Origin of the sequence: uncultured Campylobacter sp. (assembly GCF_905373215.1) — a bacterium.
Taxonomy (GTDB): Bacteria; Campylobacterota; Campylobacteria; order Campylobacterales; family Campylobacteraceae; genus Campylobacter_B.
This window is the reverse complement of record NZ_CAJPRT010000020.1, coordinates 1-21,421: the sequence shown is the minus strand read 5'-3', so window position 1 is coordinate 21,421 and position 21,421 is coordinate 1. Positions and strand designations below refer to the sequence as shown.

Annotated in this window: 18 protein-coding genes and 1 pseudogene; 12 read left to right on the top strand and 7 right to left on the bottom strand. The window is 47.1% G+C overall.

All coding sequences use genetic code 11. The features are described from left to right. Nucleotides 1-22: 22 nt before the first annotated feature. The 4 genes and pseudogenes from QZ176_RS08525 to QZ176_RS08510 all read right to left on the bottom strand — a co-directional run bounded on the left by QZ176_RS08525 (nucleotide 23) and on the right by QZ176_RS08510 (nucleotide 5,345). Nucleotides 23-658, bottom strand: a complete 636-nt coding sequence (locus tag QZ176_RS08525; RefSeq protein ID WP_295152818.1) for a protein-L-isoaspartate(D-aspartate) O-methyltransferase — start codon at nucleotides 656-658, stop codon at nucleotides 23-25. A 279-nt stretch (nucleotides 659-937) separates the two neighbouring features. Continuing rightward, nucleotides 938-1,960 carry a ribonucleotide-diphosphate reductase subunit beta gene (locus QZ176_RS08520; protein WP_295152816.1) on the bottom strand — a complete coding sequence of 341 codons (1,023 nt, stop codon included), beginning with the start codon at nucleotides 1,958-1,960 and terminating at the stop codon, nucleotides 938-940. 332 nt (nucleotides 1,961-2,292) lie between these two features. Then, nucleotides 2,293-3,015: an anaerobic ribonucleoside-triphosphate reductase activating protein gene (locus QZ176_RS08515; protein WP_295152814.1), complete on the bottom strand. Its 723-nt coding sequence runs from the start codon at nucleotides 3,013-3,015 to the stop codon at nucleotides 2,293-2,295. A 17-nt stretch (nucleotides 3,016-3,032) separates the two neighbouring features. After that, nucleotides 3,033-5,345, bottom strand: a pseudogene (locus tag QZ176_RS08510) (ribonucleoside triphosphate reductase). Nucleotides 5,346-5,516: 171 nt separating this feature from the next. Between QZ176_RS08510 and QZ176_RS08505 the strand changes: the two are divergent. The 5 genes from QZ176_RS08505 to QZ176_RS08485 all read left to right on the top strand — a co-directional run bounded on the left by QZ176_RS08505 (nucleotide 5,517) and on the right by QZ176_RS08485 (nucleotide 9,563). Further along, nucleotides 5,517-6,149 carry a hypothetical protein gene (locus QZ176_RS08505; protein WP_295152813.1) on the top strand — a complete coding sequence of 211 codons (633 nt, stop codon included), beginning with the start codon at nucleotides 5,517-5,519 and terminating at the stop codon, nucleotides 6,147-6,149. Nucleotides 6,150-6,200: 51 nt separating this feature from the next. Continuing rightward, nucleotides 6,201-6,413 (top strand): 30S ribosomal protein S21, encoded by a 213-nt coding sequence (rpsU, locus tag QZ176_RS08500; RefSeq protein WP_005869392.1) that lies wholly within the window; start codon nucleotides 6,201-6,203, stop codon nucleotides 6,411-6,413. A gap of 264 nt (nucleotides 6,414-6,677) precedes the next feature. Next, the gene (locus tag QZ176_RS08495) at nucleotides 6,678-7,271 is read left to right on the top strand and encodes a hypothetical protein (RefSeq protein WP_295152811.1); all 594 of its coding nucleotides are present in this window, start codon (nucleotides 6,678-6,680) and stop codon (nucleotides 7,269-7,271) included. A gap of 76 nt (nucleotides 7,272-7,347) precedes the next feature. After that, nucleotides 7,348-8,337, top strand: coding sequence for a hypothetical protein (locus QZ176_RS08490; RefSeq protein WP_295152809.1), 990 nt, complete (start codon nucleotides 7,348-7,350; stop codon nucleotides 8,335-8,337). 68 nt (nucleotides 8,338-8,405) lie between these two features. Further along, nucleotides 8,406-9,563: a hypothetical protein gene (locus QZ176_RS08485; protein ID WP_295152807.1), complete on the top strand. Its 1,158-nt coding sequence runs from the start codon at nucleotides 8,406-8,408 to the stop codon at nucleotides 9,561-9,563. 318 nt (nucleotides 9,564-9,881) lie between these two features. Here the strand turns inward: QZ176_RS08485 and QZ176_RS08480 are convergent, their stop codons facing one another. Together QZ176_RS08480 and QZ176_RS08475 are read right to left on the bottom strand one after the other, a co-directional pair. After that, nucleotides 9,882-10,283 carry a CrcB family protein gene (locus tag QZ176_RS08480; RefSeq protein ID WP_295152805.1) on the bottom strand — a complete coding sequence of 134 codons (402 nt, stop codon included), beginning with the start codon at nucleotides 10,281-10,283 and terminating at the stop codon, nucleotides 9,882-9,884. Nucleotides 10,284-10,669: 386 nt separating this feature from the next. Beyond that, complete coding sequence (locus QZ176_RS08475; RefSeq protein WP_295152803.1) at nucleotides 10,670-11,401, bottom strand: sulfite exporter TauE/SafE family protein; 732 nt, start codon at nucleotides 11,399-11,401, stop codon at nucleotides 10,670-10,672. A gap of 648 nt (nucleotides 11,402-12,049) precedes the next feature. Here QZ176_RS08475 and QZ176_RS08470 point away from each other — a divergent pair. Beyond that, the gene (locus QZ176_RS08470) at nucleotides 12,050-12,223 is read left to right on the top strand and encodes a hypothetical protein (RefSeq protein WP_295152801.1); all 174 of its coding nucleotides are present in this window, start codon (nucleotides 12,050-12,052) and stop codon (nucleotides 12,221-12,223) included. 148 nt (nucleotides 12,224-12,371) lie between these two features. Here QZ176_RS08470 and yaaA read toward each other — a convergent pair whose 3' ends face one another. Beyond that, the gene (gene yaaA / locus QZ176_RS08465; RefSeq protein WP_295152799.1) at nucleotides 12,372-13,103 is read right to left on the bottom strand and encodes a peroxide stress protein YaaA; all 732 of its coding nucleotides are present in this window, start codon (nucleotides 13,101-13,103) and stop codon (nucleotides 12,372-12,374) included. 127 nt (nucleotides 13,104-13,230) lie between these two features. Between yaaA and QZ176_RS08460 the strand changes: the two genes are divergently transcribed. From QZ176_RS08460 to QZ176_RS08435, 6 genes are all read left to right on the top strand, one after another. After that, on the top strand, nucleotides 13,231-14,946 hold the full coding sequence (locus tag QZ176_RS08460) for an anthranilate synthase component I family protein (RefSeq protein WP_295152798.1): 1,716 nt from the start codon (nucleotides 13,231-13,233) through the stop codon (nucleotides 14,944-14,946). 289 nt (nucleotides 14,947-15,235) lie between these two features. After that, nucleotides 15,236-16,849 (top strand): anthranilate phosphoribosyltransferase, encoded by a 1,614-nt coding sequence (gene trpD, locus QZ176_RS08455; protein WP_295152796.1) that lies wholly within the window; start codon nucleotides 15,236-15,238, stop codon nucleotides 16,847-16,849. Next, the gene (locus tag QZ176_RS08450) at nucleotides 16,850-17,971 is read left to right on the top strand and encodes a DNA adenine methylase (protein WP_295152794.1); all 1,122 of its coding nucleotides are present in this window, start codon (nucleotides 16,850-16,852) and stop codon (nucleotides 17,969-17,971) included. It abuts the gene before it with no gap. Continuing rightward, the gene (locus QZ176_RS08445) at nucleotides 17,955-19,730 is read left to right on the top strand and encodes a hypothetical protein (protein ID WP_295152792.1); all 1,776 of its coding nucleotides are present in this window, start codon (nucleotides 17,955-17,957) and stop codon (nucleotides 19,728-19,730) included. Before QZ176_RS08450 ends, QZ176_RS08445 begins: the two co-directional genes overlap by 17 nt. A 62-nt stretch (nucleotides 19,731-19,792) precedes the next feature. Next, on the top strand, nucleotides 19,793-20,665 hold the full coding sequence (locus QZ176_RS08440; RefSeq protein WP_295152790.1) for a hypothetical protein: 873 nt from the start codon (nucleotides 19,793-19,795) through the stop codon (nucleotides 20,663-20,665). 17 nt (nucleotides 20,666-20,682) lie between these two features. After that, the coding region (locus QZ176_RS08435) for a hypothetical protein (protein WP_295152788.1) at nucleotides 20,683-21,421 on the top strand (739 nt) is incomplete at its 3' end.

The window sequence follows — 21,421 nt, the reverse complement described above, 5'->3', positions numbered from 1 at the left end:
TAAAATTTACTGCGCGCTAGATCTATCCGCGACCCTGCACCAGCGGGACGAATTCGCAGGCGCCGAGCTCCTCTTCCTTGATCTCGCTCGGCGAAATTTTACTAAATCTAACTATCTTTTGCGAGCCGCCTCTATTCATCGGAGCGACCAAAATTCCGCCGATTGCCAGCTGCACAAACAGCCGCTCGTCGATCCGCTCGGCGCATGCGGAGAGCAAGATCCTATCGAAAGGGGCGAAATTTTTCCACCCGGCATTGCCGTCGTCGTGACGCAGGCTGATGTTTGAAATCCCGAGATTTGCAAAGTGCCTTTTCGCCTCGCCCACCAGCCGCTCGACGCGCTCGACGGCAAAGACGCGGTGAACCATCCTACTTAAAATCGCCGCTTGATAGCCGCTGCCGCAGCCGATCTCTAAAATTTTCTCGACCTTCGGATCGACGCTTAGCGCCATCGTCATGCGCGCGACCGTCAGCGGCGAGCTGATCCACTGGCTGGCTAAAATGGGCTGCGCGTTAAGGCTGAAAGCGTGCGCGCCCAGCGGGGCAAACTCGCTTCTAGCGACGCTGCAAAACGCCTCAAAAAGCGCCGGATTTAAGCTAACCTGCTCGGCGATGTCATTCGCCATCTTTTCGCAGCGAAGCCGCTCTAGCGAGACCATGACACACTCCCGCCCGACCAGACGTTAAATTTAAAGCCACGAAAGTTTCTGCTCTGTTTAAATTCGGAGCCGCTAAAATTTTTAAAAATTCCCGAAAGTCCACCCCGTGCCAAAAGAGCATGAGCTGCGTTTTTTAAATACATAGCGCGGCTAAATTTTAAAAATTTTGCAGCTAATACGCTTTTTGCGCTTATCGCACGTCCGTGCCGCGCCGAACAAGTATCCGCAAAGTATCCGTGCCGCGATGAGGCGGAGCAAAATTTCAAACCGTAAAATCTGCTAAAAATCATCGAAACTCAAGCTTCCTTTGCTGTAGTTCGTGACCTTGCTCTCGAAAAAGTTGCTCTTTTGATCATTAAATTTAGAAAAATCATCGACCCATTTTATCGGGTGTTTCGCGCCGTATCGCTTCTCAAGCCCGATGGCGAGTAGGCGCTGATCGACTAGGTAGTGGATGTATTCTTCGATGATGTCGTCCGTAAAGCCCATGATTTGATTATCTGTGATGTATTTACCCCAATCGATCTCTAAGTTTCCCGCCGTTTCGAACATCTCGTAAATTTTATCCACGTTGCGCTTATTAAACAGATCGGCGCGCTCTTTGCGGACGGAATTTATCATGTTTTGAAATAGCAGCAGATGCGTGATCTCGTCGCGCTGTATGAAGCGGATCATCTGCGCGCTACCTAGCATCTTGCCCGCGCGCGCGAGCGCATAGATCGAGGTAAAGCCGCTGTAGAAGTAGATCCCCTCTAAAATTTGATTCGCCACCATCGCTAGCAGCAGCTTATCGTCGCTAACTTCGCCCGCAAGCTCCTCATAGACGCTTGAGATGTAGTCGTTTTTCCTGCGGAGCATATCGTCGTGCTTCTCCATCTCGTAAATCAGATCGGTATTTTCACAGATCGCCTCGACCATGACGGCGTAGGATTTGCTGTGGTTGGCCTCCTCATAGGCTTGGCGCGCGAGCACGGCGTTGATCTCCGGAGCCGTGATATAAGGGTTGATATTATCGGCGAGATTGTTGGTCTGAAAGCTATCCATCGATATCAGCTGGCTCCACACGAGATCGTACATCCGCTTCTCGGCGCTTGTAAGATTGAAGTTATAATCGCGCACGTCGTCCGTGGTATCGACCTCTTTAGGAAACCAGGTGTTGGCCTCCATCAGATCCCAAAGCTTCAGCGCCCATTGATATTTTGCCTTGGTAAAATTTAAAATTCCCTGCGGATTGCCGCCGAAGATCTTGCGATCGGTAAGCGTCTCGTCGGAGAAGGGGTTGTAGATTTTTTTTCTATCCATTTTTTGCCTTTTTCAAAATTTCGGCGTATTTTAGCCAAAGCAAGCTAAATTTACCTTTTGTTTTGAAGCAGCAATGGCTACGCGGCGTGAAATTTTACGGGGAACTAAATCTGCGCGGTATAAATTTAAAGCTCTTGATAAACATATAATTTTACGCCGCAAGCGGAGTGGAATTTAAACATAGCAAGCGGCGGCAAGATAAATTTTTAAAGCTTCCCGTAAGGCGAAATTTATCGCGGCACAATATACGCCGGACAATGCGCGCTAGATAAATACGCTAAATTAAAATTTCATCGCATTCATCGCGGCAAGACGCGCGCGACAGCGCAAATTTAATCAAAATTTCGAAGTTCTATCTTTAGATCGGTGCGGATTTTGCTCGGATCGAAGCTCGCAAGCGGTGCGCTTAAATTGCCGAAATTATCGCCGGTAGGCAGGAAGTTTTGCAGATAATAGACGCCGCGGTAGCCCTCGCTGTATAGAATTTGCGCCATCCGCTCGATCTTTGCTTCATTTAAAAAATCGGCATGCACGGTCGTGCGCACCTCAAATTTAAAATTTAGCCGCAGCAAAAACCTAAGAGTTTGTAGAAATTTATCGTATAAGCTTGATTTCGTGATGAGCTCAAAATCCTGCCGCGGCGCCTTAAAATCAAGCGCGATATAATCGATTAGCCCCAAGCTTAGCGCCTCTTCGATCTTTTGCGGATTCGAGCCGTTGGTGTCGACCTTGAGCAAAAAGCCGCGCCGCTTAACTTCGTGCGCCAGCGGGATAAAATCGCTCGCACAGGTGCATTCGCCGCCGCTAAATACGATGCCCTGAAGCTTGCCTGCGCGCGCATCCAAAAAACGCAGAAACTCTTCGTTTGAAATTTTACCCCGTGAAGTAACGATTTGTGGGTTGTAGCAGTAATTGCAACGCATATTGCAGCCGCAAAACCACGCAATCGCGGCGATGTGATCGGCAAAATCAAGCATCGTAAACGGCGTGATCTCGTAAATCTGCGCGTTATGCAGGTTTAAGGCTTGCGGCGGCTTCGTATGCGTTTGTTGCATTTAGCCGGTAGCGGCGACTAGGCGATCTGCTTTTTGTCTTTTTTCTCTTCAAAAAAGACGCGCTCTTTGTGTTCGCCCTTCTTTCCGATATTAAAGCTCTCTACTGGGCGCAAATAGCCCATTACTCTTGTGTAAACGACGCATTTTGTGCGTTTTGCTTCTAACTCTTTTGGAAATTCCATTCTCCATCCTTTCATTAAGATTAAAATTTAAATCGCTATTTAGGCGCCCTTGCTCTGCTTGGCCTTATATTCCGCGAGTAGCTCCTCGTCGCATTTCGGGCAGTATTCATGCTCGCCGCTGATGTAGCCGTGCTTATGGCAGACGCTGAAAATCGGCGTAATCGTGATATAAGGAAGTTTGTAGTTTTGCACTACGCTTTTTACGAGCTGTTTGCATGCCTGAGCCGAGCTGATGCGCTCCTTCATATACAAATGCAACACCGTGCCGCCGGTATAGGAGCTTTGCAGCTCGTCCTGCATCGCCAGCGCCTCGAACGGATCGCTTCCGAAATTTGCCGGAAGCTGCGTCGAATTGGTGTAGTATATGTTTTTATCAAATCCCGCTTGGATGATATCTGCGTAGCGTTTCTTATCCTCTTTGGCGAAGCGATACGTAGTTCCCTCGGCAGGCGTGGCTTCGAGATTATATAAATTTCCAGTCTGCTCCTGAAATGAGCGGATCTTCTCACGCAGATACTCAACCATTTTAAGGGCAAATTTACGTCCGAATTCCGTCGTAATATCTTCTTTGTTACCGCTGAAATTTCGTATCATCTCGTTTGCGCCGTTAATGCCAATGGTGCTGAAATGGTTGTTAAAGCCCGGCAGATAGCGCTTCGTATATGGATACAAGCCGCGCTCGAACATCTCGGTTACAAATTTTCGCTTCTTCTCAAGCGTCGATTTGGCAAGCTCCAAAAGCTCATCCAGCCTGGTATACAACGCTTCTTCGTTGTTTTTATACAGATAGCCTAGGCGGGCTAAATTTATCGTTACGACGCCGATACTTCCCGTCATCTCCGCGCTTCCGAAAAGGCCTCCGCCGCGCTTAAGAAGCTCGCGCAGATCGAGCTGCAAGCGGCAGCACATCGAGCGCACAGCGCCAGGTTTATACGCCTTTGGATTGGGTACGCGCTCGCCCTTTTCATTCGTGATATATTGTGAGCCGATAAAATTTTGAAAATAGCTAGAGCCTACCTTAGCGGTGTTTTCAAATACCGCGTCGGCCGCAGGAGTATCCCAATCAAACTCCTCCGTTAAATTTACCGTAGGAATCGGGAAGGTAAAGGGCTGACCGCACTTATCGCCCGTCGTTAAAACCTCGTAAAACGCAATCACGATGCGATTCATCTCGGGCTCGAAATCGCCGTAAGTCAAAGCCTCAAGCGAGTCCTTGCCGCGCCTTTTAGCCTCCGCCAAAAGCTCCTCGTCGCGTAAATTTTTAAATAGATGCTCATTGTTATGCGTAGGGATCTGCGTTTTTAGATCATCCGGGCAGGTCATATCGATGGTGACGTTGGTAAACGGGCTCTGCCCCCAGCGCGCCGGAACGTTTAGGTTGAATACGAAGCTCGTAATCGCCTTTTTGACCTCATCGTCGCTTAATTTATCGCGGAAAACGTATGGCGCCAGATATGTATCAAAGCTGCTAAACGCCTGTGCGCCGGCCCATTCGCTTTGTAAAATTCCAAGGAAATTTGCCATCTGATACAGCGCTTCGCGGAAATGCTTCGGCGCCTTGCTCTCGACCCTGCCGCGCACGCCGTTAAAGCCCTCGTTTAGAAGCACGCGCAAGCTCCAGCCCGCGCAATACGCCGTAAGGCAGTCCAGATCGTGGATATGATAGTCGCCGTTTCGGTGCGCTGCACCCTCCTCTCGAGAGTAAATTTTATCGAGCCAGTAGTTTGCGATGACCTTGCCGGCGGTGTTATTGATAAGGCCTGCGTTTGAGTAGCTGGTATTGGAATTTGCCAAAATTCGCCAATCCTGCTTGCTGATGTATTCATTGACCGTCTGAGTGCAGTTGATATAGGTCGTATCCTCTTCAAGCCCCAAAATATGCTCACGCTGCATCTTGTGTGTGTGGCGATAGATCATAAAGCTTTTCAAAACGTCGAAATCGCCCGCTTCGAAGAGCTTTTTCTCGATAAGATCTTGGATATCTTCGACGCTTAATTTCTCTTTAAAAACGATCGCGCTCATTACATTATTAAAGACTTTTTCGTCAAACTCGCTACCAACGCTTTTATAGGCTTTTTTGATAGCATCTTTTATTTTGTAGGATTGAAATTCTTGAAAACTTCCGTCTCTTTTAATGATTTTTTTCATAAGCACCCCGAGAATTTTCTGAATAAATTGGCAGAAAGTATATCAAGGAATCTTTAACTCAAAATTAAAGGAACGAGCGGAATATCCGTTACAAATTTTGCTTATAAAAAACGAAATTTAACCAAATCTCGCTATAATCGCGGAGTTTATTTTATAAAATTTGGAAATGCTATGAAAAATTTTAAAATAAGTTTTTTCGTGATTTTACTATGCGTCTTTTTAGCGGGCTGCGCTGCGCTTAAAGGCTCTAAAAACACGGATAATTCGGCGCTTACCGGAGGCATAGATCACGCAGGATATCCAAACGCATATCTGGAGCGCATTGCAGGCGAAAGCATCGCCGATCTACTCTCAAAGCGTATCGTCGGTAAGAAAGGCGGTAGATTCAGCGTCGTCGGCATCGAACCGCTGGACGGGACGAACGCGCACGGCGTGGATGCGGAATTTTTGAGCAAAAAAATTAGAATTTCACTGCTGCATTCAGGCAAAGCAGTCGTCACAGACGCTCCAAGTAAAGATGAACTCGTATTTAGCAACGATGGCGTAAGCCGTGGCTATCACGCCGTAGAAAGCGGCTCGATCTACGCGCCGGATTACATTTTGGTAGGTAAAATTTTACCGCAAAGTCCCGCTGCGGCAAACGACGGTAAGGCAGGATCTAAAAAAGCAAAAAGCTTAAATTCTGCAGCTAAAAATTCTACCGCACAAGCAAGCGAAAGCCTACTTTTAGAACTTTCGATGATAGATACTCGCAACAACAAGAGCGTGTGGAAGTATAAAAAAGCGCTTCAAAAGCAAATTTAAGGAATTTTTCGCTAAACTCACGATTCATTTTTTTGAAAGGCGGTGAGGAAAGTGCCTGGAGTAAAGGTATATCCGAACGAATCATTTGACGAAGCTTACAGACGCTTTAAGAAGCAGACCGATCGTAACCTAGTCGTTACCGAGGTTCGCGCGAGACGATTTTTTGAGCCGATGACGGAAGTCCGCAAAAAGCAAAAAATTTCAGCTCGCAAAAAGATGCTTAAACGTCTTTACACGCTACGTCGCTACGAGTCACGCTTGTAGCAGTTTGCGCGGATTTGCGGATTTTAAATTTGCAGATCTGCGCGAAATCTATCTCAAATCTTTATTAAATTTACAGCCTGTTTAAAATTTGCCCGCCGCGCCAGCGCCGAAATTCCGATCTAAATTTTAAAATTTACCTCTTAAATTTGCCCGCCTTTGTGCGGCACTTACCTTGTACCACGCCTGTAAGCCATTAAATTTTGAAATTTATTTTTACCTATTCGTTTTTTAGATATACTTTTGCTAAATTTTAAAGGAGCAACCATGGACTTAAACGACTACCTCCACACTCAAGATCAGCAGCCCTCAAACCCTCAAGAAAAAGAAGTAGCACTCATCAAATACACCTTCATCGCGGCCTGCGCCTTAAAAGCTATAGCTGAACTAGTGCTATTGCTATTAGGAATTTACGGCGGATTGGGAGTACTACTAAGCGCAGCAGCATTCGTGCTTTTTATCTTTAGCATTTATAACATCTCCAAGCTTACCGCAAGCCGCAGCCTTTTGCGTAACGTAGCCATTGCCTTTGCGGCAATATTTATAGGCGTATTGTTATTTATATTTTTAGCGGGCGGCATCATCGCTCAGATACTACTTGCACTGGGATTCATCGCATCGTTTCTGTTTTTTTATAGATTTTATCAGGAGCTTACCGACACTAGCGGAGTTGCGATATTTTCATATTGCTTTATTGCGCTTGTACTTGCTGCTATTGCAAATGCGTTTTTGGCGCGTTTTTCACTGCCTGCTACGGTGCTACTAAGCTTAGCGGCTCTTGCACTTAATGCTTTTGCTATGTTCAGCGTAGAGGGTTTTTCTCGTTCGTATTATTCTTATGATCTTAGAGGCAAGAGATAAATTTTGATTGCTTGATCGGTTGTGGAAAAACCAGCAAAGAGCTAAATTTTTAAAATTTCAAATCAAGGAGCAAGCCGTGGTCTATTTCAAACACATATTTCTCGCGCTGTTTTGCGGGGTGCTGTTTTGCGGCGTACTTTACGGCGAAAATCCAAATAAAATTTCAAAGCAAAATTCTAAATCTGACTTCATCTGGGGCGTTACGATCGACGACGGCTGGTACGAGGACGTGCAAGACGCTTCGGGCGCGAAGCTGCAAAGCATCGTGCGCGCCCTGCAAGCCCTACCCGCAAAACCCACCGTGCGCGTCGTGATGTCAAAAGAAATTAGCCCACGCGAGTACGAACCCCTTTTTAGGCGACTTAGCGAGGTTTCGTACGTGATGGCCTGCCCCGTGGACTCCTACGAGATGAGCTCGTACAAAAGCGTAAAAAGTTACGAAAAGAGGTTTGCGGACGCCTTCGCCGCGCTCGCGCCCTACGTGCAGATCTGGGAGATCGGCAACGAAATAAACGGTGAGGGCTGGCTCGGGGACGATGCAAGCTTTATCGCTGCCAAGATGATCGCAGCCTTCGAGCTCATCCACAAAAAGGGCGCCAAAACGGCACTTACGGCGTATTATACGCCGAGCGGAGCTCAGAAAACACAGATGCGCGAGTGGCTGCGAAAATTCGTACCGCAAGATATGAAAGAGGGGCTGGATTATCTTTTCGTAAGCTACTACGAGGACGATAACGAGGGCTTTGCGCCTGATTGGAGCGAAATTTTTACCGATCTGCAAAGCACTTTCCCCGCTTCAAAGCTCGGCATCGGCGAGTGCGGAAACACGGCGTCAGGCGCTACGCAAGCGAGCAAAAAGACGATGATGCGGCGGTATTATACGATGCCTCGCTACGCGAAAAACTACGTGGGCGGGTACTTTTGGTGGTATTTCGTGCAAGACTGCGTAAGAGGGGCGGGACCCGGCGCTTCAAACGGCAAAAATCGCAGCGCACGCGATAAAGCAGAGGCCGCGGACGAGCTGCTAAAAAGCCTTAGCGAAGCTATAGGCGAGGCGTACAGATAATACGCGGAGGATTTCAAATTTAAAGCAAAATTTTATGCTTTTTAGGTGCAACGAGGTAAAATTTGGACATGAAAACTTTTATAAAAATTTTAAAAATTACCGCCTTGGTCGTGAGCGTTGCGTGCGTGCTTTTTGTGCTATATATATTTGTGATTTTAAATTTGCTTTTTTCATCCGATACGCCCGAGGGTTGCGATCCTAGTATGCCCACTAGCGCTTGCGATTATATCGATGAAAAATTTGAAAAAGAGTTACAAAATTTGCCCCCAGTCGCCGCTCTGCCGAGCCTAAACAAAAGGCCCGTATTTTGGCTAGGCGAGAAAAAATTCGCAGGAGGCGCGAAGTTTTATTATCTATACATTAAGGACGATTTTGGGGTCTGGCTTAGGTATAAAGACAGCGATAGCGACGACTTTTTGCTACAAAAAGATATGCCAGAGCGATACTATGGATACGACGAGATCGATCGTTCGCCGGACGAAAGGTGGGTGAGTAGAGAGCTTGGATATTATAGCTACGGCATCTACGATATTTCGCTTTTTGAAAACGAAGCCAAGATATTTTCTCAAACGGCGCATAAGGTCGTGAGGAAATTTATCGGTTTCTTTAATCTACACTCTATGAGGGGCACATCTTTTGCGGCTCCACAAGGCACCGAGGAAAATTTAAAAGCCATAAGCGAGCTTCAAACTCCTCTTGTGGATTTTCCGCAAAAGCAGAACTACTCTGGGCTCGGCCCAGCTTATAAATCTGAAGCTGAAGGTTATGTCGGAGATGAAATAGCCAAAAAGCTCGCTCGCAATATCTTTGAGATCAAAGGCGAGGGATGGCGACAAACCATACGTATAAACAGCAGCGCCAAAGATATAAAGGTAATCTGCGGAGATGAAATTTGCCTCGCGCTTGCCTTCGATGAAAGCGAATTTAATCACTGCGATAACGATACGCCTCATACGGCAATTTATACGCTAAATTTAAAGCAAAAATTTAATAATTTTCATATGCTTACTAGCGAAAATTTTAACTACGTCAAGCTCGGCGATAAATACACTTTAGACGACGTGGAATCCTTTAAAATAGTTTTATCGAGATTCAGATATATCAAGGGGTATAACAAAGATCGCGAGATCACGGACTACGAGGTTATCTTGCGAAATAGCGAGGGCGAGCAGGTTAATGAAATCTGCAGAAACGAAATTAAGAGGGCTCGCAGCCGCTTGCGATAAATCTAAGATAGCGTGCAGGATTTGGCATATAAGATCGTGATTTCGGCGCGCTTTAATTTAGCTTCTAAAATTTACGCAAGAATTTTAAAATTCTAAGCTTCAGGCTTTAAAATTTGCCCGCGGAGCTTTTAAAATTTATCGCTCGGCTTAGGTTTATTTTATCCGTGCTAAAACAGCAAAATTTTACAAAACTGCACAGCATGTGGGATTGTGCCCATCGCTCGCAGATTTTGCAGCACATGCGCGCGATAAAATTCCGTAGCGCAGGTATTTTCAATAAATTTTGATTTAAAAGCGCAAACATAGAGGCGTTTAAATTTAAAGCTCACGTGCTCCACGGCTAGCCTGCAAGCGCTCTGCCCGCGAGCAGCCCAGCATAGCAAAACAGCATACAGACGCATACGTTAAGACCACGTTTAGCATGCCTATAGCAAATTCTCGCGCCAGCAATAATTGCAACGTATCGTAGCTGAACGTAGAAAATGTCGTAAAACCGCCCAGTGCGCCTGCGACAAAAAGTACCCGCAGGCTCTGCGTTAAATTTAGTGCGAGTAAAAACCCTATCAGCAAGCTTCCCAACGCATTTACGCAAAAAGTAGCGATCGGAAACGCGCTCCAAAACCCGGCGCGGTCCATTGCGCGCGCGATCGCTCCGCTTAGGCCTACTCGCGCCATCGCGCCTACACAGCCGCCTAGCCCCGCTAAAATCAAGTTCGTCAATCCTAGTCCTTTTAAAATTTGTAAATTTTATTTTGCTATCTAGCCCCCATAGGATGAAAGATGTGTGACTTCGCTATTTTAACGCGGCTAGTTAAAATTCAGCTTTTAAAATTTGCTCGCTCTTTTTGAAATTTCGTTTTAAAATTTTACTCGCACGGCAAAACGTGACGTTTTACGTGCCGTCGTAAGACGGCGATCAAACGCGCGCAGTGTAAGAGGACGGCAAAGCAAAAACTCCGAGACGCAAAAGGGCGGCGTAGCAAACAGCGCACATAGAATCGCTCTGACGTGCCCGTAGCAGGCACTTAAATCGCGCTTGTAGCAAAACTGAGGCAAGGGCAAAACGTAGCGCGGCAAAATCGTCCGCAGTGCTACTACAGCAGGCGCTACTGCAGCACCTTTTTTAGTGCCAGCGCAAATAGCACGACGTAGAGGACGAGCAGCCATTTTTTCTGCGTTTCGCGCTTTGCACGGCGAGCCTGAGAGGTACCGAAATACACGCCCAAAAGCCCGCCCACGGCTAGCAGTGCGCCGCGTTCGTAATCCACATGGCCGTTGTACGAAAGGCTTAAAAGCGCGCTAAATGAGCCGAAAACGATGAAAAATAGCCCCATGCAGACCGCTCTTTTGATATCGACGCCCAAAAATCCTACCAAAATCGGCGTCAGAAATACCGCGCCGCCCACGCCCATGCTAAGCGCAATCGCGCCGATAGCAAAGCCGATGAAAAACAGCGCCGCGCCGTGAGGATCGGCATTGCCGCCGCTTGTTACGTTCGTGCTAAAGAGCTTAAGAAAGGAGATCGCAAGCGTCAGCAAAAGACCGATCTCAAGCACGATTTCTGGCGAGTATTTTACGATGAAGCCCGATATGCTCGCGCCGCACAGCCCTCCGAGCCCCACCGCGATGCCGCTATCTAGGCGAAGCTTGCCCGCGCGGTAGTTCAGATATGAGCCAAAAAGCGAGACGATGAACATCTGCATCACCGAGATGCCCGCGGCGGTCTTGACGTCGTATCCCAGAGCCATCATCACGGGCATTACGACCGTGCCGCCGCCGATACCGAAAAAGCCCGATATGAAGCCCACGACGACGCCGACAAAGGGGAGTTCTAGCATTTTTGATCCTTAAAATTTGAAGCGAAGTTTATAGCTTTAAAATTTAAAGCTTGCTAAATTTGCGGAATTTTGGATTTGAGGGTGGGGATTTGCGGGGTTTTGAGGCGGAGAATTTTGATCGCGGGATTTCGGTTTAAAATTTTATGTGTGGGATTTGTGAAATTTGGAAATTTACGGGATTTTAAAGCTTGAAATTTCAGAGCGCAGAATTTTAATTGCAGATTTCGGCTAGAAACTTTATGCGCTGGGCTACTAGAGTTTGTAGCGACGGCGTATTTTACTGCGTTTGCAGATTTTTGGAATTTCAAAGCGTGAAATTTTGGATCAAAATTTTATTGTAACGGAACGTAAGCCATAATTTCGGCTTAAAATTTTATACGGGGTTAGCCCGATTTGCATTTGTTTGTGTTGCGGCTTCGAAGTATAAATTTTAGATCATAATTCTGCGCTTGAACTGCGGCGGTTTAGTGTAAATTTGGATTAAAATTTCATGTTTAGGTCGCGACGCGATATTTTGCCGCGATTAAATTTCGATAGGATTCTATCGCGGCGAAATTTCATACGGCAAAATTCCGCTAAGTAAAATTTTAGACAAAATTCTGCGGCGAAATTTCCGCGTTCCGTATCCTAAAAATCGCGGCAAAAACGGTGCAAAATCAAGACAAGATCGGCGTAAAATTTTATGCGGAGCGGGCAAACGCAAAGAGCGTAAATTTTTACTCTGAAAATCCTTGCGGTAAAATTTCTCCGCCAAAAGCTCGTTCAAAGCCCGCTAAAAAAGATGTAAAAGACCAAAAAGCCGCCGAAAAATCCTTACAATGAAATTTCGTCCGCAAATTTCTCCCGATAAAATCGCTTTGGATGGGGCGGGATTTGAACTCGTGGCAATTTTTCCGGGCCAAATTTTACGCAAAAATCCGCATTAAACCTGCAAAATTTATAGTAAATTTCTCCGAGCGGTTTTCGCGCCTTATGAAATTTCCAGCACGACCTCCTTTTTTAGCCCGATCTGTTTGATCTCGAGCACGGAAGCGCCGCTCAATCGCAGCGCAAGCACCTCCGCCTCGCTGCAAGCGCCTGCCAGAGCGATTTCGCGCAACACCTTGCCGCGCCAGGCCTTAGCGTAGTGGCTCAGCACCTTGCCGCCTTTGATGAAACTAAAACTCAAATATTGGCGCTTCATCTCATAAAATTTTTCGTAAAATCCCGCGCGCAGATCCACGACGCACTCATCCGCCAGGTACCGATCCAGCGCAGCGGAGAAGCTATCGCGATAAAATTTCGCCGCGTCTATGCCACCAAATTTTTCGCCCTGTTTGAGCTTATAATTCGGCAGCGCGTCGCCGCCCAGCACGGGGCCGAAAAGGTTTGAAAAAATTATCGTATTTCGCTCCGCAAACTCCTGCGCGCCGGGGCTTAGCGACGCGTAGCCTAGGGCGCGATACGCGGTGCCCGTGTAGCGCAAAAGCGCCTTCGCGCAGCCTTTTTCAAAGATATTTTCGCGCAGAGCCGCATCCCATTTTTTCAGCCCGAAAAGCTTGCAAAGCTCCGCCTCGCTTGCTTTATCCACAAAATCCGCGTAAGCGCGTAGCATCTGCAGGCGCTTTTCGTAAAGATCTGCAAAGATGAAATTTCGCTCGCAAATGCACGTATCGCCGCCCAGCTCGCTTTTCATCTCGCTTGGGGAAAATAAAATCTTCATACGCTCTCCTTGAAATTTGCTAATTTTACTAAAATTTTGCTTGCATTCAAGCCCGCTTAAGCTCGCGCCGCCCACTCAAATTTAAGCTAAGCAGCGTATAATGGCGCTAAAAATTCCAAGGACGAAAATGCTTTTAGAAGAGCCGCTGTTTTACTACCGCGAAATTTTAAAGACGCATCCACAAAGCTACCTCGCAGAGGACGACAGGCAGGTCATCATCGGCATTGATTGCGATTATTTCGATGGATTTAAGATGAGTTTTGAGGCTTTGAGGCTTAAATTTGATGAGGTAAAGGGCGCAAAAGAAGGCGCGAGCGAGTTTAAAAACGCGAGCTTTGCCGGGCTTTTCGGCGTTTTGGGCTACGACATCGTGCGCGCGTTTGAAAATATCGGCGCGCCAAAGCAGGCGCTGTATGACTTCCCGCCGTTTTTTTACGCCGACGCCGCAAACTACCTGCGCTACGATAAAATCAGCAAAATTTACGATTTTTACGGCAAAGATGCCCAAATTTACGAAAGCCTGCGCGGGCTTAGCCCGCAGGCTTCGCAGCAATCCGCCGAAGCAGCAGGCACGCCGCAGAGTGCTGCAAGAACGGACGCTGCGATAAAAGGCGAGGTGAAATCGCAAAGCGCGCCGCAGCCCGCACCGTGCAAAAAAGAGCTTAAATTTAAAATTTTAACCGATCTGGGCGCCGAGGAGTCGCATTTTAGCGCGATGGTCGAGGCCGCAAAAGAAAAGATAAAAAGCGGCGACGTGTTTCAGGTCGTGCTGGGCGAAATTTTAGAAGTCGGCACGAATCTGGGCAGCCTGGAGTTTTACGAGCGACTCAAAAAGAACAATCCGAGCCCCTATATGTTTCACTTCCCGACGCCGTACGGCTGCGTCGCGGGCTCTAGCCCCGAGCTGATCATGGAGATCAAAAAGGACGAAATTTTCGTAGCTCCCATCGCGGGTACTCGCAGCAGAGGCGCGAATGCCGAGGCCGACGCGGCGCTTGAGCGCGAGCTTTTAAGCGACGAAAAGGAGCTTGCGGAGCATCGGATGCTGATCGATCTAGCTCGCAACGACATCGGCAAATTTGCCGCGCCCGCCTCGGTGCGGGTGCAAAACGCGATGCGCATCGTGCGCTACGAAAGCGTTATGCACATCGTAAGCGAGGTTTACGGCACCAAACCGCGCGGGGTAAGTGCGTTTGAGGTGCTCGGCACTATCTTTCCTGCGGGCACGCTAAGCGGCAGCCCGAAGATTCGCGCGATGCAGATCATAAATGAGCTGGAGCGCTATGAGCGCGGCATCTACGGCGGCGGAATCGGATTTTGGCGCTTTAGCGGCGACGTGATGCAGGCGATCTTGATTCGCTCGGCGATCTTCGTAAATCGCGACGCGCAAAATTTCTGCTCGGACGAGGATTTTAAGCGAAATTCCAACTTAAATTTAAACGCTGCTTGCGGCGGGATAAATTCCCAAGCGATGGGGCTTTGCGACGGTGAAAATCCCGAGACGGCGGAGTTTTGCGGTACTGCAGCGCAAAAGGGCGGCGGCGAGGCGCAAAATTTACCGGCTCGCGCAAGCAAACGCGACGCGACATTAAATTTAAAAGCTCGCGCAGGCGGCGGGGCGCTAAATTTAGAGAGCGAGCCACATTTTAGCCGCGCGATGCGGTTTGAAGCTGCCAAATTTAACGCGGAAAATTTTGGCTGCGAAATGCTAAGTAATCTCGTATTTATCGGAGCGGGCGCGGGTATCGTTTACGACAGCTCGCCAAAGAGCGAATACGCGGAGATCTGCAAAAAGCGCAAGAGCCCGCTCAAGGCGATCGAGGAGCTATGCGAGGAAGTTTAGACGCTTTAAATTTAACCATCCGGGCGCGGCGCTTTTCGGTGCGAGTTTGATTCGGCTAAATTTAAAACGTGTTCGCTGTGAGAGCGTTAAAATTTACGGCTAGCTTCATTAGGCGCCGCAAAGCCGTGCAACGTCGCGACAGATGCGGTAATGTTGCAGACGACGCGGAATTTTAATTTAGCCTGCTAGCGACGTTACAGCGACATCGGATTTGTCCGCCACAAAGCGGTTAAATTTAAACTATTTAGAATTTTAAAGAGGCGCGAACGCCCTAAAAAAGGATAAAATTTTGATTTTAATGATAGATAATTACGACAGCTTCGTTTTCAATATTTATCAATACATTTTGGAGTTAAGCGACGAGGAGGTGCGCTACTTCCGCAACGACGAGATAACGCTGCAGCAGGTGCGCGAGCTTGCCCCATCTCACATAATCCTAAGCCCCGGGCCAAATCACCCAAAAGATAGCGGCGTTTGCTTAGAGATTTTGCACGCGGATTTGGGCGTGCCGATTTTGGGCGTGTGTTTGGGGCATCAGGCGATCGGATATGCGGCGGGCGCGGAGATAAAGCAGCTGGAGGTGCCGCTTCACGGCAAGAGCTCGGTGATCGAAATTTTTAGTGACGGCGTGCTTTTTAGCGGGCTGCCGCGTAAATTCGAAGTGATGCGCTACCACTCGCTTTATGTGGACGAAGCGACGTTGTCGCGCGAGTTTGAAATTTTAGCAAAGAGCGAAAATGACGGCGTTATAATGGCGATGAAGCACCGAAATAAGCCGGTTTTCGGCATTCAATTTCATCCCGAGAGCTTTTTTACTCAATACGGCAAAAAGATCATCGAAAATTTCATCAATTACGGCAAAAAGATAATTTTAAAGGAGAAACTCGTGGTAAATTTCGCCCCGTTTATGTTGAAGCTACAAAAGGGCTTCCCGCTAGATAGCGACGATTACGCCGTCATTTGCAAGGCGCTTTACGAGCAGGATTACGACATCGTGCAGCTTGCGGGGCTGCTCGTGCTGATCAGCGAAAAATCGCTCTATCCAAGCAGCCTTACAGCGCTCGTGCGCAGTATCTTAAAATACTCGATCACCTACGACGATCCGAGCCCGATGTTTGACATCGTGGGCACGGGCGGCGATAGACTAAAGACGATCAATATCTCAACGACCGTGGCCTTTATCGCGGCAAGCTTCGGCGTACGCGTCGCTAAGCACGGCAACCGCGCCATTACCAGCAGATCGGGAAGCTCCGATGCGCTGGATGCTTTGGGCGTGCCGCTACTTAGCGATCTTGCGCAGATTAGGGCGCTGCTAGATCGCACCGGGCTAGCGTTTTTTCACGCGCCGTTTTTTCACAAGATCACCGCCGAGGTCAAAGAGGTGCGAAACCGTCTAAAAATCGGCACCGTCTTTAATATAATGGGGCCGCTGCTAAATCCGAATTTAAGCCTAAGCAATCAGATCGTAGGAAATTATCTGGAGGAAGTAAACGGGCTCATCGCCGAAACGCTGATGATTTTGGGGCGCAAGCACGCTCTGGTGGTACACGGCATGGACGGTATGGATGAGATCAGCCTGTGCGACGAGACGCTAATCCACGAGGTCAAGGACGGCAAAATTTTAGAATACCGCGTAAATCCCGAGCAGTTCGGCTTTGCGCGAGCGTTTCACGGCGATATAGAGGGCGGCGACGGCGAGGCCAATGCCGAGATTTTAAAGCAAATTTTAAAAGGCGAGCTGAGCGGGCCGAAATTTGATATCGTAGTGCTAAATGCGATGTTTGCGCTATACTGCACGGATGTCGTCTCAAGCCCTGCAGAGGCTAAGCCGCTCATTTTAGAGGCGATCAAATCGGGCAAGACGTGGGAATTTTACGAAAACTACGTAGGGGTGAGAGCTTAGATGGCTAGCGGCGAAAAGAGGGAGTTTTTAAGCGAGCAGCTCATCAGCTATCTGGGCAACAAGCGCTCGCTGCTAGCGCCGATAGAGCGGGCGATCTGCGAGATTAAGGCGGAGCTTGGGCAGAGCAAGATCAGCTTCGCGGACGTCTTTAGCGGCAGCGGCATCGTCGCGCGACTGGCTAAAGCGCACTCAAACCTCGTGATCGCAAACGATCTGGAGGGCTACTCGCGCGCGATAAACTCCTGCTATCTTTCAAATTTCAGCGATGAGCTATGGCGAGAATTGAGCGAGCTACACGCTGAAATTTTAAGAAATTTCACGCCGAAGGAGAGCTTTTTTAGCGAGCTGTACGCACCGAAGGACGATGAGAATATCAAGGCGGGCGAGCGCGCTTTTTACACGCGCCGAAACGCCCTAATTTTAGGCGGGCTCTGCGAGCAGATTAGCAAAATCCCGCAAGAATTTCGCGATTTTTTCACCGCGCCGCTGCTTAGCGAGGCGAGCATCCACTCAAACACGGGCGGCGTTTTTAAGGGCTTTTACAAGGACAAAGCGGGCGTGGGCAAGTTCGGCGGCAGCGGCGAAAACGCGCTAGCTCGCATAATGGGCGAGATTTCCCTGCGCCTGCCGGTGCTTTCAAATTTCGCCTACGAAAGCGCGGTCTTTCAAGAGGATGCCGCGCGCTTCGCAAAGAGTGCGCGCGAGCGCTTTTCGCAGCTTGACGTCGCATATTTCGACCCGCCATACAATCAGCATCCCTACGGCTCGAACTATTTCATGCTAAATTTGATCGCGGATTTTATAAACGAGGGTAAGAGCCCAAACGTCGCCGAGCTTAGCAGGGTCTCTGGGATCCCCGCAGACTGGAACCGCTCGGCGTATAATAAAAAATCAAGCGCTGCGGAGGAATTTTTCGCGCTGCTGGCGGAATTTCCGGCGAAATTTTTAATAATCTCTTTTAATTCCGAGGGCTTTATCTCTAAGGCGGAATTTTTAAAAAACCTCGCGCACATCGGCTCCGTGCGCACGATAGAGATCCGCTATCCGACCTACCGTGCGAGCAGAAATTTAAACGCGCGCGAGCTTTACGTGACGGAATTTTTATATGTCGTACAGAAGTAAGATAAAAATTTGCGGCATCAAAAGCGCCGCCGAAGCCCGCGCCGTGCTAGCGTGCAGCTCAGTTTTTTGCGCAAATTTAGAGTGCGCGGACGGCGCTAAAAATTTACCGCAATCGGGTAGCGAGAGCTCGATAAAAACTCCTAATTTTTGCGGCGAAAATTCTAGGCGGAATTTTAATTCGGGCGCCGAGAATGCTACGCGAAATTCCGGCAGCAAGGATTTCTCGCAAAATTTTAATCAGGGCGGCGAGAATTTTACCTGCCGTGCGCAAAATCATGTAAATTTTACGCCCGATCAAAATTGCGATTGCGATAAAAATTTTGGCAACGATTCGCGAAATCTGGGCGACAACTCGGGCGTGCGTGTGGATTTTTTAGGCGTGATTTTTGTATCAAGCTCCAAGCGTTGCGTCAGCATAGAGACAGCGCGCGAGATCGCGCATATCGCGCACCAAAACGGCGCAAAGTGCGTCGGAGTTTTTGCTTTGAGCTCCGAAAAACACAGCGCTGCCGCGTGCGAATGTAAAAATTTTAGCAGCAAAGCTCGCGGCGAAGAAATTTGTGAAGATAAAATTTACGCGGGCACGAGCAGCAGTATAGAATTTTACGAAAACGAGCGCGAGGATTTGAGCGTAAATTTAAACGCAAACTGCGCCGCGCCTGCTTCTATAAAGGATCTAAATTCTGAAATTTTAGACGCGGAAGCTCTAAGCGAGGAGCAAATTTTAAAAATTTGCAACCTTTGCGAGCTGGACTGCGCTCAAATTTATGGGCGCATAAGCGCGGATTTCAAAGCGTGGCTTAACGCGGCAGGCATAGAGGCGTGGCAGGTGCTAAGCATCGGTGCTGAGATGCCGTCACTTAAGGGTTTGAGCTGTGATCGGATCTTATTCGACGCCAAAGGAGCGAGCTTGGGCGGTAACGGCGTGAGCTTTGACTGGGATCTGTTGCGACGCGTAGGGCTTGACTACGAAGGACAATACGACGCGCCACGTGATAAAAAATATTGCACGGGCAGCACGGTTCAAAGCATAGACGACACAAAATACGATTCTACTAGCGGGCGCTGCAATACGCAAAATGATGCAGGAAGCGACGAAAAATGCTATGTAGCGGGCACAGCTCAAGGCTCAGACGGCGCAAGGAGCCATCTTAAACATAGCGCGATCTGTAACAGATATAGCGAGGGGAATTTAAAGCGCGATAAAAACGGCAGCTGCGGCAATTCTTTCGTGAAGCATAGCGAAAACGGAAATTTGAAGTTCAAGATGGTAAGCGACGTGTGCTGTGCCTCTAATAGCAATGAAGCGAGCGAGCGAGCACATGATATTGTTCGATTGGGCAATACAAAACAAGAAACGAGTGCCGATCGTCGCGCCGAAAAGAATGGCGATGAGTGCAAATTTAATGCGTGTGCTACCACTCGGCTGAGCGGTGTAAGACCCGCAAGCGAAGGCGTCAATGATCGAGGCGCAAGCGACTATGAGGCGAGTGCGCCAAATATTGCGAATGACGGCGGCGAAGTGGACAATCTGGGTGCCACAAAGGATGATAGTGCGGATAAACATAGCGCTGCTGCTAAAAGCGGTGCGATCTCTTTTATTCTTGCAGGCGGTATCGGCGTGCAAAATATCCGTGAGGCGCTCGCGCTACGTCCTTATGCTATCGATCTAAACAGCCGCGTGGAGGACGCGCGAGGTATTAAAGATCCACAAAGGATAAGCGAAATTTTGCAAATTTTAAAAAATGCGCAAGGCTGATCTCTGCGTGCAAACTCGCGCGATAGTTATATCTAAATAAAGCGTGTATAAGGAGGAGCCAAATGCATAACGACGAAATTGCTAGGTTTGGCATAAGCAAAACGCGGTATGATAAAAATATAAAGGATTTCTTACAAAATAAAAATTGCGATAAGCGAAATTTGGCGGGCGGCGGGCTAAAATTTACGAGCGATGGCGGGCAAAATTCTATAAATGCCAGCGAACGAAATTTTACGAATGCCGTTGAACAAAAATCGCAAAGCGATTTCTCTTGCACCACTGATACGCCCTCGCAAAATTTTAAAACTCAAACAAGAGATTACGACAAAGAGCCGATAATCATAAAAGATAATTCAATAGAGATGATTAAATTTTATTCGCCATTTCTGTATTTTCTTAATTTCATAGATTTTGGAACAAGGCAAGACTCGCCAAGATCCGTTAAACGCTGGCTAGAACTTCCTGGTAAATTTGGCACCTGCTATATAAAATTTAAAAATTCAGTTATCGAATATTATTCAGAGAAAAAGAGGGCGACTCTATACTCTATAAATTTATCCGAAATAATTGCAATAAAACGCACCTTGGGGCCATCCACTTTTAAAATGACGAAAAAAGGTAAAATTTCAACATTTTTTGTCGTGTTTACGTGGATAATCCTTTTATCTTTGGTAGCAACTTTTAAAAATAAAATTTCTTATGGAATTTTAATTGTGCCGATCTCCTTATTTTTGGCGTTTGCGCCCTTAATCATATTTAGATTTAAGAAAAATTTGGGATTTGACATAGGAAACGACAGCCTTATTTTTATGAGCAATGGTAATTATATCGAAGTAAGCATATTAACAAGTAAAGAATACAAAGAGCTAAAAGCCTATTTTCTACTCAAAATAGGGAAAAATTTAGATAAAATCCGGCCGCAAATTTTTGTGTAGGCTATAAAGAATAAAAGATGGATAGAAAACAGAGGCTTGAGAAGCCAAATAAAATTTTAAATGAACGGCGTCAAAATTTAGAGCAAGGATCACAGGAGAATTCTAATGCCAGAAATTCTGACAGTAAAAACTCTAAATTTGAAAAACTTACGGATGACTCTACGATAAATACAAACGAAAAATCTAATAAATTTGAACAAAATCCGAGTTGCGCTAGTGATTATAATAAAGAGCCTTTAGCGCTCAAAGATAGGACGAATTTTTATATAGTTCTTGCTACGGTATGCACGCTTGCGATTATGATTTTTATGTATTCATACGAACCCAATCAAACTAGATATAATCAGCTTTTTATAGTATTTCCATTTTTCGGATTGCCTATCATAATGGAATATTTTACAAATTTTTTTAATAAGAAATTTGTAAAATTTTATAATGATCGAGTTACTTATTGTACAAACAAAATGCCTGAAAAAACTATATTCTTAGATGATCTTAAGGATGTAAAAAGAGCCTATTTTGCAAGAGATAATGAGTGGCTTAGGAGGCAAGGCGCTTTTTATAGATTCTTCTTAAAATTTGATCCATATGCTACGATAATCGCTTTTTTATTAATCTGTATATTAGTATTGGCTATCGACGTAAGAAAATATATAGAAACAGGTAGTTTCAGAGTATTTTTCATATCTATACTTGCATTTTTGTTTTTATTCGTCTTAAAATTTATATATTTTCTTACGTCGATAGCCAATACTA

Excerpts from the sequence above, each read along its gene's own strand:
- yaaA (WP_295152799.1), bottom strand. The coding sequence starts at position 13,103 with ATGAAGATTTTATTTTCCCCAAGCGAGATGAAAAGCGAGCTGGGCGGC.
- QZ176_RS08525 (WP_295152818.1), bottom strand. The coding sequence starts at position 658 with ATGGTCTCGCTAGAGCGGCTTCGCTGCGAAAAGATGGCGAATGACATC.
- QZ176_RS08515 (WP_295152814.1), bottom strand. The coding sequence starts at position 3,015 with ATGCAACAAACGCATACGAAGCCGCCGCAAGCCTTAAACCTGCATAAC.
- QZ176_RS08505 (WP_295152813.1), top strand. The coding sequence starts at position 5,517 with ATGAAAAATTTTAAAATAAGTTTTTTCGTGATTTTACTATGCGTCTTT.
- QZ176_RS08445 (WP_295152792.1), top strand. The coding sequence starts at position 17,955 with ATGTCGTACAGAAGTAAGATAAAAATTTGCGGCATCAAAAGCGCCGCC.
- QZ176_RS08475 (WP_295152803.1), bottom strand. The coding sequence starts at position 11,401 with ATGCTAGAACTCCCCTTTGTCGGCGTCGTCGTGGGCTTCATATCGGGC.
- QZ176_RS08495 (WP_295152811.1), top strand. The coding sequence starts at position 6,678 with ATGGACTTAAACGACTACCTCCACACTCAAGATCAGCAGCCCTCAAAC.
- QZ176_RS08485 (WP_295152807.1), top strand. The coding sequence starts at position 8,406 with ATGAAAACTTTTATAAAAATTTTAAAAATTACCGCCTTGGTCGTGAGC.
- QZ176_RS08440 (WP_295152790.1), top strand. The coding sequence starts at position 19,793 with ATGCATAACGACGAAATTGCTAGGTTTGGCATAAGCAAAACGCGGTAT.
- QZ176_RS08450 (WP_295152794.1), top strand. The coding sequence starts at position 16,850 with ATGGCTAGCGGCGAAAAGAGGGAGTTTTTAAGCGAGCAGCTCATCAGC.
- QZ176_RS08520 (WP_295152816.1), bottom strand. The coding sequence starts at position 1,960 with ATGGATAGAAAAAAAATCTACAACCCCTTCTCCGACGAGACGCTTACC.
- QZ176_RS08460 (WP_295152798.1), top strand. The coding sequence starts at position 13,231 with ATGCTTTTAGAAGAGCCGCTGTTTTACTACCGCGAAATTTTAAAGACG.